Source organism: Pseudomonas sp. TE21394 (genome assembly GCF_054057835.1).
The window spans coordinates 1,631,675-1,647,706 of sequence record NZ_JBSRZR010000001.1; the positions used below are offsets into that span (position 1 = coordinate 1,631,675).

Here is a 16,032-nt window from a genome sequence, read left to right on the forward strand (position 1 = left end):
GTCACACGGCATTACGCGGCAGCAACAGTCCCAATGGCAACCTTACCCGCGCCTCGATCCCGCCCCCGGAGCGGTTGCGCAGCTCAACATTGCCGCCATGCTGCGCCGCGATCCGCTTGACGATCGCCAGCCCCAGCCCGGTGCCCTTGCCGCCGCGAGCCCGGTCACCACGAATAAACGGATTGAAGATGGTTTCAAGCTCCGACTCGTCGATCCCGGTGCCGCGGTCCAGCACGCTCAGCACCACGTATGGCGCGCTCTCGTCGCCCGACACATAGGCCGCCACCTCGACCCCCTTGCCGGCATGGTGCAAGGCGTTGCCGATCAGGTTGCCCAGCATGCGCTTGAGCGAAACCCGCCGCAGCGGAAACGGCGGAATCGGCTCCAGGCACAGGCGCACGCGTTCTTCCGGCTGGTTGTAAGGCGCCACCACCTCTCGTACCAGGTCGGCCAGGTCAACCTCTTCGAGCGGTTCGTCACGGCCATCGCGAATGAAGGCGAGGAACTGATCGAGGATCGCATCCATGTCCTCGATGTCACGGACCATGTCGTCGCTCAGTTCGCTGTCGCTGTTCAACAATGACAGCGACAGGCGCAGGCGCGTAAGCGGTGTGCGCAGGTCGTGGGAAACTCCGGCAAGCATCAGCTCGCGCTCGCGCCCGGCCTGCTCGACATCCTCGGCCATCTGGTTGAAGGCCTTGTACACCTCGGTCATCTCGCTGGGCGTATCGCTGATCGGCAAGCGCACGCTGCGCCCCTGGCCCAGCAGGCGTGCGGCGAACACCAGGCGCTTGAGCGGCTGGTTCAGCTGGCGCACGAAGATCCAGGCCGAGGCAGTGGACAGCAGGCCGATAGCCAGGAACCAGCCCAGCACGTTCCAGATCTTCTGCCCCCGCAACGGGTGCGGGTACAGCGGCACTTTCAGCCAGCCGGGGCCCAGGCTGGGTGCGTTGACCCACAACGCCGGTGGCGCGTGAATACGCAGGCGCACCTCGGTGTCATCGCCCAGCTCGGCCTGCATCTGCCGCTGATAGATCTCACTGTAGGGCCAGTGCTGTTCGCCCTCAGGCACCCCAGAGCCGGTAACCCGGATAAGGCCTGCCGCTTCGGCGATCTTGTCGCGGTTTTCTTCGTCGGCAGCCCAGTAGGCACGCAAGGTCAGCGCGACACCGTGGCTGTACTGACGGTCGACCAGCACGTCCTCGTTCATCAACAGGTAGACCAGGGTCAGGGCCTTGGAGAACAGGACGACGATCAGCACCAGCCACAGCGTGCGGGCGAAGAAGCTTTGCGGAAACCACAGCGGTGTTTTCATCAATGGCGAGGGATCATTTGCCGGCGTTCCCGTCCGGCACGAACACGTAGCCCACGCCCCAGACAGTCTGGATATAGCGCGGCTTGGACGGGTCCGGCTCGATCATGCGGCGCAGGCGCGAAATCTGCACGTCGATGGAACGCTCCAGCGCATCCCATTCGCGGCCACGGGCCAGGTTCATCAGCTTGTCGCGGGTCAGCGGCTCGCGTGCGTGCATGACCAGCGCCTTGAGCACGGCGAACTCACCGGTGGTCAGCATGTGCACCTCGTCGCCACGCTTGAGCTCGCGGGTGGCCAGCGACAGCTCGTAGTCGCCGAAGGTGACCGACTCGTCTTCACTGCCCGGCGCCCCTGGCACACTCGGGGCCTGGCGGCGCAGCACGGCCTTGACCCGGGCCATCAGTTCGTCCGGGTTGAACGGCTTGCCGAGGTAGTCGTCGGCGCCCAGTTCCAGGCCCTTGATGCGGCTGAGTTCGTCGCCCTTGGCGGTAAGCATGATGATCGGGATCTGGTTGTTCTGCTGGCGCAGGCGCTTGCATGCCGACAGGCCATCTTCACCGGGCAGCATCAGGTCGAGCACCACCAGGTTGAACACCTCGCGCTGCAACAGGCGGTCCATCTGCTCGGTATTGGGCACCGCACGGGCACGGTAGCCCTTGCTGGCGAAGAAACGTTCCAGCAGGCTGCTCAGCCCCGGGTCGTCATCGACGATGAGAATCTTTTCACCTTCAGCGGTGTTTGGCGTGCCGGTCATGAATTACTCCTCTGGTATCGCCGCGCATTATGGCGTAGCCATTGCTGCACGTTGCGTGAGCATTGTTAGCAGATTTTTCCCCCGGCGCCAGTTCCGGCTGGCCGGGCGCCATCACCGCAAGGCGTTTGCGATGGGTATAATGCGCGGCTTTCATCCAGCGCCGCCGGGCGAAAGGCCCACAGGCGGCGACCCCCGTATTCATAATGTCAGGTGGTTTACATGGACAGCATCAACAGCCGTATCGCCGAGGAACTGGGCGTACGCCCCCAGCAGGTCGAGGCGGCCGTGGGCCTGTTGGACGAAGGCTCGACCGTGCCCTTCATCGCCCGTTACCGCAAGGAAGTGACCGGTAGCCTGGACGATACCCAGCTGCGCCATCTGGAAGAGCGCCTGCGCTACCTGCGCGAACTCGACGAGCGCCGCGCCAGCATCCTGGCCAGCATCGAGGAGCAGGGCAAGTTGACCGCGGAACTAGCTCGCGAGATCAAGCTGGCCGACACCAAGACCCGCCTCGAGGACCTGTACCTGCCGTACAAGCAGAAGCGCCGCACCAAGGGCCAGATCGCCCTGGAGGCGGGCCTCGGCGAGCTGGCCGATGGCCTGTTCAACAACCCCGACCTGGCCCCGGAAAGCGAAGCCGCACGCTTCGTCAACGTCGACAAAGGCGTGGCCGATGTCAAGGCCGCACTGGAGGGCGCCAAGTACATCCTCATGGAGCGCTTCGCCGAAGACGCCGCCCTGCTCGACAAGCTGCGCAGCTTCCTCAAGCAGGAAGCGGTGCTCAGCGCCCGCGTGGTGCCGGGCAAGGAAGAGGAAGGTGCCAAGTTCCGCGATTATTTCGCCCACGACGAACTGCTGCGCAACGCGCCGTCGCACCGTGCCCTGGCGATCTTCCGTGGGCGCAACGAGGGCGTGCTGAGCGCGTCGCTCAAGGTTGGCGAAGAACTGCCCGGCACCATGCACCCATGCGAGCTGATGATCGCTAACCATGTCGGCATCGAGAACCGCGATCGCCAGGCCGACAAGTGGCTCGGCGAGGTGGTGCGCTGGACCTGGAAGGTCAAGCTGTACACCCACCTGGAAACCGACCTGTTCGGCGAGCTGCGCGACAACGCCGAAGGCGAGGCGATCAATGTCTTCGCCCACAACCTGCACGACCTGTTGCTGGCCGCCCCGGCCGGCCCGCGCGCTACTCTGGGCTTCGACCCGGGCCTGCGCACCGGCTGCAAGATCGCCGTGGTCGATGCCACCGGCAAGCTGCTGGACCACACCACGGTCTACCCGCACGCACCGAAGAACGACTGGGACCGCACCATTTCCATCATGGCCGCGCTGTGCGCCAAGCACTCGGTGGAGTTGATCGCCATCGGCAACGGCACCGCCAGCCGCGAAAGCGACAAGCTGGTCGCCGAGCTGGTCAAGAAGTATCCAGCGTTGAAGATCACCAAGGTCATGGTCTCAGAGGCCGGTGCTTCGGTGTACTCCGCATCGGAACTGGCCGCCCGCGAATTCCCGGACCTCGACGTGTCGATCCGTGGCGCCGTATCCATCGCCCGCCGCCTGCAGGACCCGCTGGCCGAGCTGGTGAAGATCGACCCGAAATCCATAGGCGTCGGTCAGTACCAGCACGATGTGTCTCAGGTGAAGCTGGCACGTGGCCTGGACGCCGTGGTCGAGGACTGCGTGAACGCCGTGGGTGTCGACGTCAACACCGCCTCGGTGGCGCTGCTGACCCGTATTTCCGGCCTCAACGCCACCTTGGCGCAAAACATCGTCGCGCACCGCGATGCCAACGGGCCGTTTGCAACCCGCGCGGCGCTGAAGAAGGTCAGCCGCCTGGGTGAGAAAACCTTCGAGCAGGCCGCCGGCTTCCTCCGCGTGATGAACGGCGACAACCCGCTGGACGCCTCCGCGGTGCACCCCGAAGCCTACCCGCTGGTGCAGCGCATTGCTGCCGATACCGGCCGCGACATTCGTTCGCTGATCGGTGACAGCAGCTTCCTCAAGCGCCTGGACCCAAAGCAATTCACCGATGAAACCTTCGGCCTGCCAACCGTCACCGACATCCTGCAGGAACTGGACAAGCCTGGCCGTGACCCGCGTCCCGAATTCAAGACCGCCACCTTCCAGGACGGCGTCGAAGACCTCAAGGACCTGGAGCCGGGCATGATTCTCGAAGGCGTGGTGACCAACGTCACCAATTTCGGCGCCTTCGTCGACATTGGTGTACACCAGGACGGCCTGGTGCACATCTCGGCGCTGTCGGAGAAATTCGTCAAGGACCCGCGTGAGGCGGTCAAGGCCGGCGACGTGGTCAAGGTCAAAGTCATGGAAGTGGACATCCCGCGCAAGCGCGTCGGCCTGTCCATGCGCATGAGTGACACCCCGGGCGAGAAGGTCGAAGGCAACCGCGGCGGCAACCGTGGCGCGGGCGCCAACCGCCAGCAGCAGGCGCCGCGCCAACGTGAAGCCGCCACTGCCGCCCCGGCCAACAATGCCATGGCCGCGCTGTTCGCCAACGCCAAGCAGTTGAAGAAGAAGTGATGGACGTACCCGGCGAATACGTCGAAAGCGCCTTCAGCCAGCTACTCGGTTGCCGCCTGCAACACCTGGACACAGGTGTTGCCAAGGTAGCCCTGGCACTCGGGCCGCATTTGCGCAACCGTGGCCGGAAGCTGCACGGCGGGGCCATCTTCAGCCTGGTGGACATTGCCATGGGCCTGGCTTGCTCGGCCAGCCATGGCTTTGACCAGCAAAGCGTGACCATCGAGTGCAAGATCAACTACATGCGCGCCGTCAGTGACGGCGAAGTGCTGTGCACCGCCCGCGTGCTGCATGCCGGGCGGCGCACCCTGGTGGTCGACGCCGACGTAGTCCAGGGCGACAAACTGGTGGCGAAAGCGCAAGGAACCTTCGCGGTTCTCTAGCCCACCAAGCGGAATGTGCGGTATTTTCAGCAGTGCGCTGGCACTGCTGGAACCGCGTAAACCAGGCGACAACGCCAGTTCCTTTCTTCCTACCCTTGTAGACCGTTATCTCTACCCCCATATTGGGGCGACTGACGCGTGAAGGAATACATCTTGAGCGACCTCCTCAACCGCCGCCTGAGCCTGCTCGGCGCCAATCTCCCCCTGCTCAAGCAGTGCCTGCACGGTATTGAGCGCGAATGCCTGCGTGTGACCGACGAAGGTCGCCTGGCCCAGACCCCGCATCCGCAAGCACTGGGGTCGGCGCTGACCAACGAGCAGATCACCACCGATTATTCCGAGTCGCTGCTGGAGTTCATCACCCCGGCCCTGCCCGACCCGGCCAAGGTGCTCGAAAGCCTCGAAGAGACCCACCGTTTCGTCTACAGCAAGCTGGGCGACGAATACCTGTGGAGCCCATCGATGCCGTGCACGCTGCCGGCCGAGGAAGACATCCCGATCGCCGAATACGGCAGCTCCAATATTGGCAAGCTCAAGCACGTCTACCGCAAGGGCCTGGCCCTGCGCTACGGCCGCACCATGCAGTGCATCGCCGGCATCCATTACAACTTCTCGCTGCCTGAGACCCTGTGGCCGCTGCTGCGCAGCGCCGAGGGCAGCAGCGAGAGCGACCGCGACTACCAGTCGTCGGCATACATCGCGCTGATCCGCAATTTCCGCCGCTACAGCTGGCTGTTGATGTACCTGTTCGGCGCCTCGCCCGCCCTGGATAAAGGCTTCCTGCGAGGCCGCCCACATCAGCTCGAAGAGTTCGACGCCGAAACCCTGTACCTGCCCTATGCCACCAGCCTGCGCATGAGCGACCTGGGCTACCAGAGCAATGCCCAGGCCGGCCTCACTCCGTGCTACAACAACCTGGCCAGCTATACCGACAGCCTGCGCAAGGCGGTCGGCACGCCCTACCCGCCCTACGTTGAAATCGGCACACATGTGGACGGCGAGTGGGTGCAACTGAACACCAACATCCTGCAGATTGAAAACGAGTACTACTCGAACATCCGCCCCAAGCGCGTCACCTACACCGGCGAGCGACCAATTCAGGCCCTGACCTCGCGCGGCGTGCAGTATGTGGAAGTGCGCTGCCTGGACATCAACCCGTTCCTGCCGGTGGGCATCGACCTGACCGAGGCGCGCTTCCTCGATGCGTTCCTGCTGTTCTGTGCCCTGGAAGACAGCCCGCAACTGGATAACGGCGAATGCGGCCAGTGCACCAGCAACTTCCTGACCGTGGTCAAGGAAGGCCGTCGCCCTGGCTTGGTACTGCGGCGCGATGGCCAGCCGATCGGCCTGAAGGACTGGGCCAGCGAGCTGATCGGGCGCATTCGCCAGTTGGCCGACCTGCTCGACCAGGCACATGGCGGCGACAAACACGCCAAGGCCCTGGAGGCGCAGCAGGCGAAGGTCGACGATGCCTCGCTGACCCCATCGGCCCAGGTGCTGGCGCGCATGACCGAGCACAACGAAAGCTTCGTCCAGTTCGCCTTGCGCCAGAGCCGTCTCCACGCCGAGACCTTCCGCGAGCAACCGCTGCCGGTCGAGCGCCAGCAGGCCTTCGAAACCCTCGCCCGCGACTCGCTGGCCGAGCAGTCGCGCCTGGAGCAGCAAGAGGTCGGCGACTTCGACCTGTTCGTCGGCGCCTACCAGGCCAGCATCCTGGCGATCAGCAACTGATGACCCGCACGGCCACCCCGCGCAAGCCGCGCGCCAGCAGCCAGGCCAGGATCGAGGCGATCCTGGCAGCTGCACGCGAGCTGCTGGCCGAACAAGGGGTGGCAGCACTGTCGATCTACAGCGTGGCCGAGCGCGCCCAGATCCCGCCATCGTCGGTGTATCACTTCTTCGCCAGCGTGCCAGCGTTGCTGGAAGCGTTGACCGCCGACGTGCACCGCGCATTTCGCGAAGCCTTGAGCGCCCCGATCGACAGCCGCGCTTTCACCACCTGGCATCAGCTGTCGCGGCTGATCGAACAGCGCATGCTCGATATCTACAACGAGGATGCTGCGGCGCGTCAGTTGATCCTCGCACAGCATGGTCTGAGCGAAGTGGTGCAAGCCGACCGCCAACACGACATGGAGCTGGGTGAACTGATGCACAGCCTGTTCGACCGGCATTTTCAGCTGCCGACAATGCCGAGCGATGTGGATGTCTTCGCCCTGGCCATGGAACTGAGCGATCGCGTCTACGCCCGCTCGATGCAACTGTTCGAACAGATTACGCCACGCATGGCAGAAGAAGGGATGCGTGTGTTCGAAGCCTATATGTCGCTCTACCTACCGCCTTTCCTGCCGCTGCGCCGCACCGCCTGAGCCAATATACATCTACCGCCCGGCACACCCCCACGATCCTTTCAATGAGGCTCCAGCGCTCGCGCATCCTCATTGAGATCACCGTTCATGCAAACGTCAGAAAGCAGCCAGGCGGACATCGTCAAGGCACTGCCCCTCAGCGACATAGCCGTCATCGCCCAACAATTGGCCGGCAAAAGCAATCTACTCGTGGCCGCTCGGCAAACGCAGAAGCAAAGCGCCGAGCAACTGCGCAGCCTTTTCAGCCAAGCGCCCACACTGCGCCACACCCTGCACAGCGCGCTGCAAGCCCACCTGCCGGTAGACCCCTACCAGTGCGGCCTGCACGATGGCAACCATCAAGTAACCATGCTGACCTTCGCCGCTCGGCTGATGGCCAGCCCGGTGTTCGCCAACCCTTTCACCACCTGGTCCACATGGGGTTTCGACAATTCTCCGGCACACGCCAGATGGACAGTCGCGGACTGGACATACCACCTGACGCCGATCGTGAACGCAGCAAGACTGCATGCTAGCGACGGTTACTGGGCAGGGCGAATGCCGGGTACAGCCGTCTCGCGGCAAAAGCATGCATGCGACCTGCTGCGTCAACATTTTTCCAGTAGCGTGGATATCGCATTCGGTATCGGCGAGCTGGACAGCCAAGATTGGCAGCAAGGCAAACAGCCTGAACTGTGCCATGCACAGGTGGAATGGCGCTTTCCAAGCGGGCGTAGGCTTATCAGCACCGCAGCACTGTCGATCTGTCCCCAGCCCAGCGATACACGCTGGTTGATCTACAGGCCCAGCGCCCCGAACACCGTGCTGTCGTTCGATAATCTTGAAAGCATGCGCGACTGGATCTTCCTGAACCGTTCCTGGTTCTGGTCGGATCCCGGCCTGCCGATTTCAACCGGCACGCGCGACAACGTTATTGTCACGAGGCTGCACGACGACGGCTTCAACGCGGCAATAGCGGAACAGCTGCTGCGGTTCCAGGAGGTTTCCGACCACCATCTGCTGCAGGCCTGCAAGCAAAGCGAAACCGCCCCACTGGACTGGAGCGACTTACAGCATTGGGAAGCCGAGCGTAGCGCGATCATACAAGCCTCTCTGTCTGCCACAGTCGAAGCCACCGTCGACGCGGTGATCGCAGCCGATATCGCACTTGCCGACGAAGAAGTCCACTTTGCCTGCCTGGAAGACCATACACCGATAGGCTGGCGCAACCAGTGTGTCGAGCACCAGGCAACACTGCTGGAACAGTATCTGGATGGGCAAGTTGAACCCGCTTCGGCCAAAGTAACGCTGTTGCGGGAAGGCCAGACCGCGTTGGACTTGCTGCAGGATTCGCTGGACACCTTGCTGCTAGAGCTTCCCGACCAGGTGACTGACGCCGAGCTGCTGGCAAGCAATGGTGAGCAAACCCGTGCAGAGCAGATCGCCCAAGGGTTATCCCAGGCCTTGCTGAAGGAGGCACGGCTGCAGAATGCGTTAGGCGACCTTTCAGCTACCCAACTGGACTGGGTCGAACAGCTCGTCGACAGGCCGGTGCCGAGCCTGCAACGCCATGTGCAGGTCAGTACCCTGGAACTGGTCGCCGGCGCCCATACGTGGCAGTTGCGGGGTTACATGACGTTCCGCGCCATGCTCAAGGAAGACGAAGAACCCGAGGATGATACGCTGCTGTTGTACCGGCCCGGGCAATCTGGCGGCCTGATGGCCTTCAGGAATGAGGCGGAGCTCACCAGGCGCCTGCTGACAACCCTCCATGGCGCGTGGCCCGACGCCCTGCTCGAGTCTGCCCTGCCAACCGATACCTCACAGCTCTTCGAGGTGCTGGCCAACTCGCCAACGGTAACGCTCAGGTACCCGCCTGTCGTTACCCACTTCATGCAGCATTGCGTGCAATCCATCATCAGCGCACTCCCTGCCAATGCTACCAGGGAGCAGACCAGACGGCGCCTGTGCGTCAGTGAAAACCGCGCCAGGACCCACGCCCTGGCACGCTTCGTAGAACAGAACCGCAGCAGCTATATCCAGCCGCGACTGACACCCTTGCAGCATCTTGGCAAAGAGCAGCTGACCGAACTGGCCAGCCAGGTCGGCACGCTGGAACGCTCTCTACAAGCCTCGGGCGAATTGCTCAAACTGAGCCTGCCACCGCGCCAGCAATTCGCGAGGTTCATGTTGCAGCAACACCTGCGCAGCGAATTCGACCTTCAGACAGTACCGCAGATTTCCCTCGACATCGCCGACAGCGTCACCACGAAAATGATTGTGACCGGCCAATCGGCACTGGGCGGGGCCGGGTCGAGAGAGGTAGCCGTATTCAGCGAGGCGCGCAGTGAGGTTCTCCTGGAATCATTCATGCTGAGGGCACTGGATGATAATGGGCGCCTGCGACTGGGCGACGCCACGGTCAAGTTCGAGCCGGCAAACAACCCACGTCTGCAGAATGCGATTACCCCGGCCTACATCGCCAACCTGATCGAGCAGATGGACCTCGCGGGCAGCTATGAAAAACGTATCATCAACGCATATCTGGGGTTTGCCGAAGAGTCGCCTTGGCAGGTGCAGTGGCGCCAGGAAACCTACCGTACCCCGTACCAACATCGCTTGCGACTGCTGGTGCTTTCCAGGCCGACCAGCCTTGACGCCAATGGCCAGCGACTGTTGGAACAGTTCTGCCAGGAACAGGCCGATACCGTGACAGCCAGAACGATCGCCTATCATTCGGTGATGCTCAGACCTGGCGTGGCAGCAGACGGCTCAAGCGACAGTGTGGAGCTTTCTGCCATCTATGTCATAAAAGGCGCTACGGGTCCTGTGCTGCTGTATATGCCGGATGCCCCCAATGGCAAGGTCATCAGCCAGTACACAAGCTCCGACGAGGCTTGCCAGGCCCTGCAAACCATGGCACTGGACAACGAGATGGCCCGCTTTCTGGCGACCCGGTCCCTGTCTGGCGACCCCGACCACCATGAAAGCTACATCAATACTGCACTGCAAAAGAACTTCAGAGGCTTCATCGGGATTGGTCTGGCGCGCTCGGAATCGCTGCCGACGCATGAGTCTCACCTGGACATGGGCGAGCGCATCCGCGAACACCGCGCCACCTCACGCAGCCAGGCCGACCTGGCGCTGAGTGCAACCGACACCTTCGATCATTATTTTTTCAAAGGCTTGAAACTGGCGCTCAGCTTCTTGCCGGGCATGGGCACGGCCATCGCGCTATACGATGGCTGGCAGGCGGCGAATGCGGCCGTCTGGGCCTTCGAGACGGGCAATGTGGACGAGGGCCTTCAACACCTGACCAGCCTGCTGCAATCATTGACCGATGCCATCCTCACGCTCGCGCCCCTGGCCACCACCGTTGCCAGACCTGTGCCGGCGGCGCGCCTGTTGACCCAGCAGCGCCAACGCGCTGGCGGCCTTCGACCTGTGGCCAGTATGCGCAAGATGCCCCCCAACCCATTCGCCGGTTATGAGGTGGAGTTGCCGACCGGCCCAATGGTGCGCTCCACGCACCCGCAAGGCGCGGGGGTATTTCAACATGTAGAAACCCGACAACATTACATTGCGCGGAACAACGTATGGCACGCGGTCGAGTGGGACCCGACAAACGCTACCTGGCGTCTCACCCCTCAGGGTATTCGCGCCTACCGTCAAGCAGTGCGGCTGAGTGATCAGGGTATATGGGACACCCCTGGCAGGTTGAGCGGCCTTCTGGTCGACAACGGCCTGGCGGGTGGCGGCGGTGCACTCACTACCCTCTACAACCATGGCGTAGCGTATTGGCGCATGGTGCTTCGGCGACAACCTCCACGGCTGACCGGCATGGCGCTCGCACATGACATCAACGACGAACTGAAACGCATCGTCATACGCCAACGTGCCAAGGAGGCGGCCTACAACACAGCCAAACGCCAGGCTGGCGAAGGCGTACAACTGACCGCTGCGCAAAAGGCAGAGATCGTCAAGGCACGCAAACAACTGAGCGATGAACTGCAACGCAATATCGAATTCAACTCGCGCAGCATTGCCCGCCTCAGAGAGCATCGGGCAACGTTGAGCAGGGCGGACTACACCCGGTTCACTGCACTGTGCGAGGAGAACATCAGCGAAATGATCGTGCTCGAGATGCATCTGGTGTCCGACCGATTCATCATGGCCACGAACCAGGTACGGTTGGCCATCAATGCAATCCAGGCCCTGCCTGGGCCCACAGCCCCCACCGCACTGGTAATGCGCCTGACACAGGACTCGCTGATGGCAAACCGGGAAATGATCGCTACCTTGCGAGAGGTAGAGCATTTGGCCGTCCGCCATCACGCCAGACGCAATGTCTTGCAGGGCAGCGCACTGGCCAAGTACCTGCGCAAAGTGGACCAAACGGGTTTGCGGCTTGATGTGGCCAATGCCCAACTGGTTCAGGCTTCTATTCTCTCCTCGACACTGTTCAAGACAAGCGCCGTCGAGCATTCGCAAATGAACGCATTCATGGGGCATTTCCATGAACAAGGTGTTGCGTTGCGCAGCACTCTCTACAGTCACCTGCAGATGCCCAATGCCGGTCTCACCCGAGCCCAGGAACGCATTTTCCTGACCAGCGCGCAAAGCCATTACAAGCGTTTTCTGAACCATGTCACGGCATGGGAAGACAACTTCCAGGACTTGCTGTCACCCAGTGAGACCGAGGCTCTCCGCCAGTTGCTACGGCAGTTTGTCGAGGAAATCGAAAATACCCTCGGCAACGCCAACGCAGCCCGGCCACGCCCGACCGCTCAACCCGGCCGTGGCACCAGCCGACCGCGCTTGTTCGAAACAGTGGACGGGCCACTGATCGGGGAACAGTTCGTGGAACGCGGGCAGACGCGCATGCGCATCAACCAGCCTAACTCCGATCAGCCCCATACTGTCTATGCCATGAACGAGGCAGGTCGCTGGCAAATAGCCGCGCCACAACGCGCAGCGCCTGCCCAGTCGATGTCGAGCCTGGTAAAAGCTGCCACTGCTCGCCTGGACGACGTCCCGAGACAGCAGGCCAGGCTACGCCAGTACCAGACGCCGCAAGCGCTGCCTGTCGATCTGGAAGACATCGCCGAAGGGCACGCGCAGCAGCTGCGCTTCATCGCCGCCAGTATTCGCGAGAAAGCAGGCAACGCAATGACCACCGGGCAAACCGCCTTGACGCAGAGCCTGGAAGCCGCCGCCGAGCAGATGCAGACGCTTGGCCGCCAGTTGCGCATCGCCCAGACCAAGGCGACCAGCAAGCCTACCGTGGGTTACCTGCAATACCTGCTTGACCAGCAGGAAGTGGAAATTGCCTGGTCGCGTACCTTGAGCCCGAAGCTGGACCGCAAGGGCAGACCGATCGAGTATCTGGAGGAATACAGCATCCTCGATCGGAGCACCCGGCAGGTATTGTGGTATGCGCACTTCCACTTCCGGCAGAAACCGGCACAAGGCTTCACACGGTTGGAAGCAGGTCACCTGAAACTGGCGAGCGAACGCGACCTGGGCGATGGCGCGTGGCGAGGCAGCATGACCGAGACGCAAGCCACCACGCTTTTTGGTGGCCTGCGGCCGGCCAGTTGATCCTGCGTCATCACCTGGTCTGCCTGACAGACCAGGTGATGACCGCTTACAGCTTGGCGATAGACACTTCGGTCGACTTCACGAAGGCAATGACTTCACTGCCCACTTGCAACTCAAGCTCGCGTACGGAGCGGGTGGTGATGACCGAGGTCACGATACCCGAGGCGGTCTGCACGTCGATTTCCGACAGTACCGGGCCTTCGAGGATTTCTTTCACGGTGCCTTTGAACTGGTTGCGAACGTTGATGGCTTTGATGGTCATGCTGTAATTCCTTCTCTTGGTTTCTGGGGTTCAGTGCGCCCAACGCAGTTGCGTGGGCAAAGGGGCGACAGGATCCGGCTCGGGCGCAGCGCCCGGAGCCGACAGAACACGGTTGAGCACCTCGCTCTCCAGCGCGGCCAGGCGGTGCGAGCCACGCGCCCGGGGCCGTGCCAGGTCGACAGTGAGGTCGAGCCCGACCTCGCCGTCCTCGATCAGGATCACCCGGTCAGCCACGGCTACCGCCTCGCTGACGTCGTGGGTGACCAGCAGCACGGTGAAGCCGTGCTGCCGCCACAGGCGTTCGATCAGTTGCTGCATCTCGATACGGGTCAGTGCATCCAGTGCGCCGAGCGGCTCGTCCAGCAGCAGCAGGCGCGGCTGGTGGATCAGCGCCCGGGCCAGGGCCACGCGTTGCTTCTGGCCACCGGAGAGCGCTGCCGGCCATTCGTTGGCGCGGTCGGCCAGGCCAACGGCTTCCAGGGCTTCCAGCGCACGCGGGCGCCAATCGCCGGACAGACCCAGGCCGACGTTGTCGATCACCTTCTTCCACGGCAGCAGGCGCGCGTCCTGGAACATCAGGCGGGTTTCTTCGCGGGCCTCCTCCAACGGGGCGGCGCCAGCCAGCAGCTGTCCTGCCGAGGGCTGGTCGAGGCCGGCCAGCAAGCGTAGCAAGGTGCTCTTGCCGCAACCGCTGCGACCGACAATGGCGACAAACTGGCCAGCCGGGATATGCAGCTCGATGCCCTTGAGCACTTCGCGCTGGCCGAAGGTCTTGCGCAGGCCGCTGGAAGCCAGCGGGATGCCACGCAACAGGCGTGGCGGCTGTTCCTTGAGCACAGTCATGCGCCCCCCTTCTTGGCCACTTGATAGGCCGGGTGCCAGCGCAACCACACGCGCTCCAGGCCCCGCGCGGCAAGGTCGGCAAGCTTGCCAAGCACGGCGTACAGGACGATGGCCAGTACCACCACGTCGGTCTGCAGGAATTCCCGGGCGTTCATCGCCAGGTAACCAATACCGGCGTTGGCCGATATGGTTTCGGCAACGATCAAAGTCAGCCACATGAAGCCGAGAGCGAAACGCACGCCGACCAGGATCGATGGCAAGGCACCCGGCAGGATCACCTGGCGGAACAGGCTGAAGCCGGACAGGCCATAGCTGCGCGCCATCTCCACCAGAGCCGGGTCGACGTTGCGGATGCCGTGGTAGGTGTTCAGGTAGATCGGAAACAGCGTGCCCAGCGCGACCAGGAAGACCTTCGCCGACTCGTCGATACCGAACCAGAGAATCACCAGCGGGATCAGCGCCAGGTGCGGCACGTTGCGGATCATCTGCACCGAGCTGTCGAGCAAGCGTTCGCCCCAGTTCGACAAGCCGGTGATGAAGCCCAGTACCAGGCCGATGCTGCCGCCGATGACGAAGCCCAGCCCGGCCCGCCAGCCACTGATGGCCAGGTGAGACCAGATCTCGCCGCTGCGCACCAGCTCCACGCCTGCGTTGACCACGGCGCTGGGCGCCGGCAGGATGCGCGTCGACAGCCAGCCGGCGCTGACCGCCAGCTGCCAGGCGGCCAGCAGCAGTACCGGCAGCGCCCAAGGCGCCAGGCGCTGGCCAAGGCTATTGGAAGTTGCACGACTCATGGCCTGGCCCTCAGCTTTGCGCAACGGACTTGGGCAGGATGTCGTTGGCCACCATCTCGCCGAACGGGCTCACGTAGCCGCCAGCACTGGCTTGCTCCGGGCGCTGCACATCCAGGTGCGGGAACAGCAGCTCGGCCACCCGGTACGACTCTTCCAGGTGCGGGTAACCGGAGAAGATGAAGGTGTCGATGCCCAGCGCGGCGTATTCGTTGACCCGCGCCGCAACGGTCGGGCCGTCCCCCACCAGCGCGGTACCGGCACCGCCACGCACCAGGCCGACGCCGGCCCACAGGTTGGGGCTGACCTCCAGCTTGTCGCGGTTGCCGTTGTGCAGCGCCGCCATGCGCTGCTGGCCGACCGAATCGAAGCGCGCCAGCGAGGCCTGGGCGCGGGCGATGGTGTCGTCGTCCAGGTGCGAGATCAGCTTGTCGGCGGCGGCCCAGGCTTCTTCGTTGGTTTCCCGCACGATTACGTGCAGGCGGATGCCAAAGCGCACTTCGCGGCCCTGGGCAGCGGCTTTCTCACGCACCTGGGCGATTTTTTCCGCGACCGCGCTGGGCGGCTCGCCCCAGGTGAGGTACAGCTCTACCTGCTCGGCAGCCAGGTCCTGGGCGGCTTCGGAGGAGCCGCCGAAATACAGTGGCGGGCGTGGTTGCTGGATCGGCGGGTACAACAGCTTGGCACCCTTCACCTGGATATGCTTGCCATCGTAGTCGACCACCTCGCCTTCCAGCACCTTGCGCCAGATACGAGTGAATTCCACGGACGCCTCATAGCGCTCCTGGTGGTTCAGGTGCAGGCCGTCCCCGGCCAGTTCGTCCGGGTCACCGCCGGTCACCAGGTTGAACAGCGCGCGGCCATTGGACAGCCGGTCGAGGGTGGCCGCCTGGCGAGCCGCCACGGTCGGCGAAATGATGCCGGGGCGCAGGGCGACCAGGAATTTCAGGCGCTGGGTCACCGGGATCAGCGACGCGGCAACCAGCCAGGAGTCCTCGCAGGAACGCCCGGTAGGGATCAGTACGCCACCGAAACCGAGGCGGTCGGCCGCCTGGGCGATCTGCTGCAGGTAGCCGTGGTCGACAGCGCGGGCGCCATCAGCGGTGCCCAGGTACTTACCGTCACCATGCGTGGGCAGAAACCAGAAAATGTTCAGGCTCATTGGAGTTGTCTCCTCAAGGGGGGCTCAGCCAG

Annotated in this window: 10 protein-coding genes and 1 pseudogene; 5 read left to right on the top strand and 6 right to left on the bottom strand. The window is 63.3% G+C overall.

All coding sequences use genetic code 11. The features are described 5' to 3' along the window. Position 1: 1 nt before the first annotated feature. Both ACVWZT_RS07645 and ompR read right to left on the bottom strand, forming a co-directional pair. The gene (locus tag ACVWZT_RS07645; protein ID WP_296235314.1) at positions 2-1,315 is read right to left on the bottom strand and encodes an ATP-binding protein; all 1,314 of its coding nucleotides are present in this window, start codon (positions 1,313-1,315) and stop codon (positions 2-4) included. A 13-nt stretch (positions 1,316-1,328) separates the two neighbouring features. Beyond that, positions 1,329-2,069 (bottom strand): osmolarity response regulator transcription factor OmpR, encoded by a 741-nt coding sequence (ompR, locus tag ACVWZT_RS07650; protein WP_170027818.1) that lies wholly within the window; start codon positions 2,067-2,069, stop codon positions 1,329-1,331. A 219-nt stretch (positions 2,070-2,288) separates the two neighbouring features. Here ompR and ACVWZT_RS07655 point away from each other — a divergent pair, with 219 nt between their 5' ends. The 5 genes from ACVWZT_RS07655 (at position 2,289) to ACVWZT_RS07675 (ending at position 12,942) form a co-directional block, all read left to right on the top strand. Continuing rightward, the gene (locus tag ACVWZT_RS07655; RefSeq protein ID WP_457468805.1) at positions 2,289-4,613 is read left to right on the top strand and encodes a Tex family protein; all 2,325 of its coding nucleotides are present in this window, start codon (positions 2,289-2,291) and stop codon (positions 4,611-4,613) included. Next, positions 4,613-4,996 carry a PaaI family thioesterase gene (locus ACVWZT_RS07660; RefSeq protein ID WP_296235316.1) on the top strand — a complete coding sequence of 128 codons (384 nt, stop codon included), beginning with the start codon at positions 4,613-4,615 and terminating at the stop codon, positions 4,994-4,996. The genes ACVWZT_RS07655 and ACVWZT_RS07660 overlap by 1 nt, the downstream gene beginning before the upstream one ends. A 153-nt stretch (positions 4,997-5,149) precedes the next feature. Further along, positions 5,150-6,727 (top strand): glutamate--cysteine ligase, encoded by a 1,578-nt coding sequence (gene gshA / locus ACVWZT_RS07665; protein ID WP_457468808.1) that lies wholly within the window; start codon positions 5,150-5,152, stop codon positions 6,725-6,727. Then, on the top strand, positions 6,727-7,362 hold the full coding sequence (locus ACVWZT_RS07670) for a TetR/AcrR family transcriptional regulator (RefSeq protein WP_296235318.1): 636 nt from the start codon (positions 6,727-6,729) through the stop codon (positions 7,360-7,362). Before gshA ends, ACVWZT_RS07670 begins: the two co-directional genes overlap by 1 nt. Positions 7,363-7,449: 87 nt before the next feature. Next, entirely contained in the window at positions 7,450-12,942 is a 5,493-nt protein-coding gene (locus ACVWZT_RS07675; protein ID WP_457468810.1) for a dermonecrotic toxin domain-containing protein, read from the top strand. Between the two features lie 46 nt (positions 12,943-12,988). Here the strand turns inward: ACVWZT_RS07675 and ACVWZT_RS07680 are convergent, their stop codons facing one another. The 4 genes and pseudogenes from ACVWZT_RS07680 to ssuD form a co-directional block, all read right to left on the bottom strand. Continuing rightward, positions 12,989-13,204 carry a TOBE domain-containing protein gene (locus ACVWZT_RS07680; protein WP_003255829.1) on the bottom strand — a complete coding sequence of 72 codons (216 nt, stop codon included), beginning with the start codon at positions 13,202-13,204 and terminating at the stop codon, positions 12,989-12,991. A gap of 30 nt (positions 13,205-13,234) precedes the next feature. Beyond that, positions 13,235-14,072: pseudogene (ssuB, locus tag ACVWZT_RS07685) on the bottom strand (aliphatic sulfonates ABC transporter ATP-binding protein). Then, positions 14,044-14,841: an aliphatic sulfonate ABC transporter permease SsuC gene (gene ssuC, locus ACVWZT_RS07690; RefSeq protein WP_296235321.1), complete on the bottom strand. Its 798-nt coding sequence runs from the start codon at positions 14,839-14,841 to the stop codon at positions 14,044-14,046. The pseudogene ssuB and the gene ssuC overlap by 29 nt, the downstream one beginning before the upstream one ends. 10 nt (positions 14,842-14,851) lie before the next feature. After that, positions 14,852-16,000, bottom strand: a complete 1,149-nt coding sequence (gene ssuD / locus ACVWZT_RS07695; protein WP_296235322.1) for an FMNH2-dependent alkanesulfonate monooxygenase — start codon at positions 15,998-16,000, stop codon at positions 14,852-14,854. Positions 16,001-16,032 lie beyond the last annotated feature (32 nt).

Bases quoted from the DNA above. Each gene is read 5' to 3' on its own strand.
- ssuD (WP_296235322.1), bottom strand. From the start codon at position 16,000: ATGAGCCTGAACATTTTCTGGTTTCTGCCCACGCATGGTGACGGTAAG.
- ACVWZT_RS07675 (WP_457468810.1), top strand. From the start codon at position 7,450: ATGCAAACGTCAGAAAGCAGCCAGGCGGACATCGTCAAGGCACTGCCC.
- ssuC (WP_296235321.1), bottom strand. From the start codon at position 14,841: ATGAGTCGTGCAACTTCCAATAGCCTTGGCCAGCGCCTGGCGCCTTGG.
- ACVWZT_RS07680 (WP_003255829.1), bottom strand. From the start codon at position 13,204: ATGACCATCAAAGCCATCAACGTTCGCAACCAGTTCAAAGGCACCGTG.
- ACVWZT_RS07660 (WP_296235316.1), top strand. From the start codon at position 4,613: ATGGACGTACCCGGCGAATACGTCGAAAGCGCCTTCAGCCAGCTACTC.
- ACVWZT_RS07655 (WP_457468805.1), top strand. From the start codon at position 2,289: ATGGACAGCATCAACAGCCGTATCGCCGAGGAACTGGGCGTACGCCCC.
- ACVWZT_RS07645 (WP_296235314.1), bottom strand. From the start codon at position 1,315: ATGAAAACACCGCTGTGGTTTCCGCAAAGCTTCTTCGCCCGCACGCTG.
- ompR (WP_170027818.1), bottom strand. From the start codon at position 2,069: ATGACCGGCACGCCAAACACCGCTGAAGGTGAAAAGATTCTCATCGTC.
- ACVWZT_RS07670 (WP_296235318.1), top strand. From the start codon at position 6,727: ATGACCCGCACGGCCACCCCGCGCAAGCCGCGCGCCAGCAGCCAGGCC.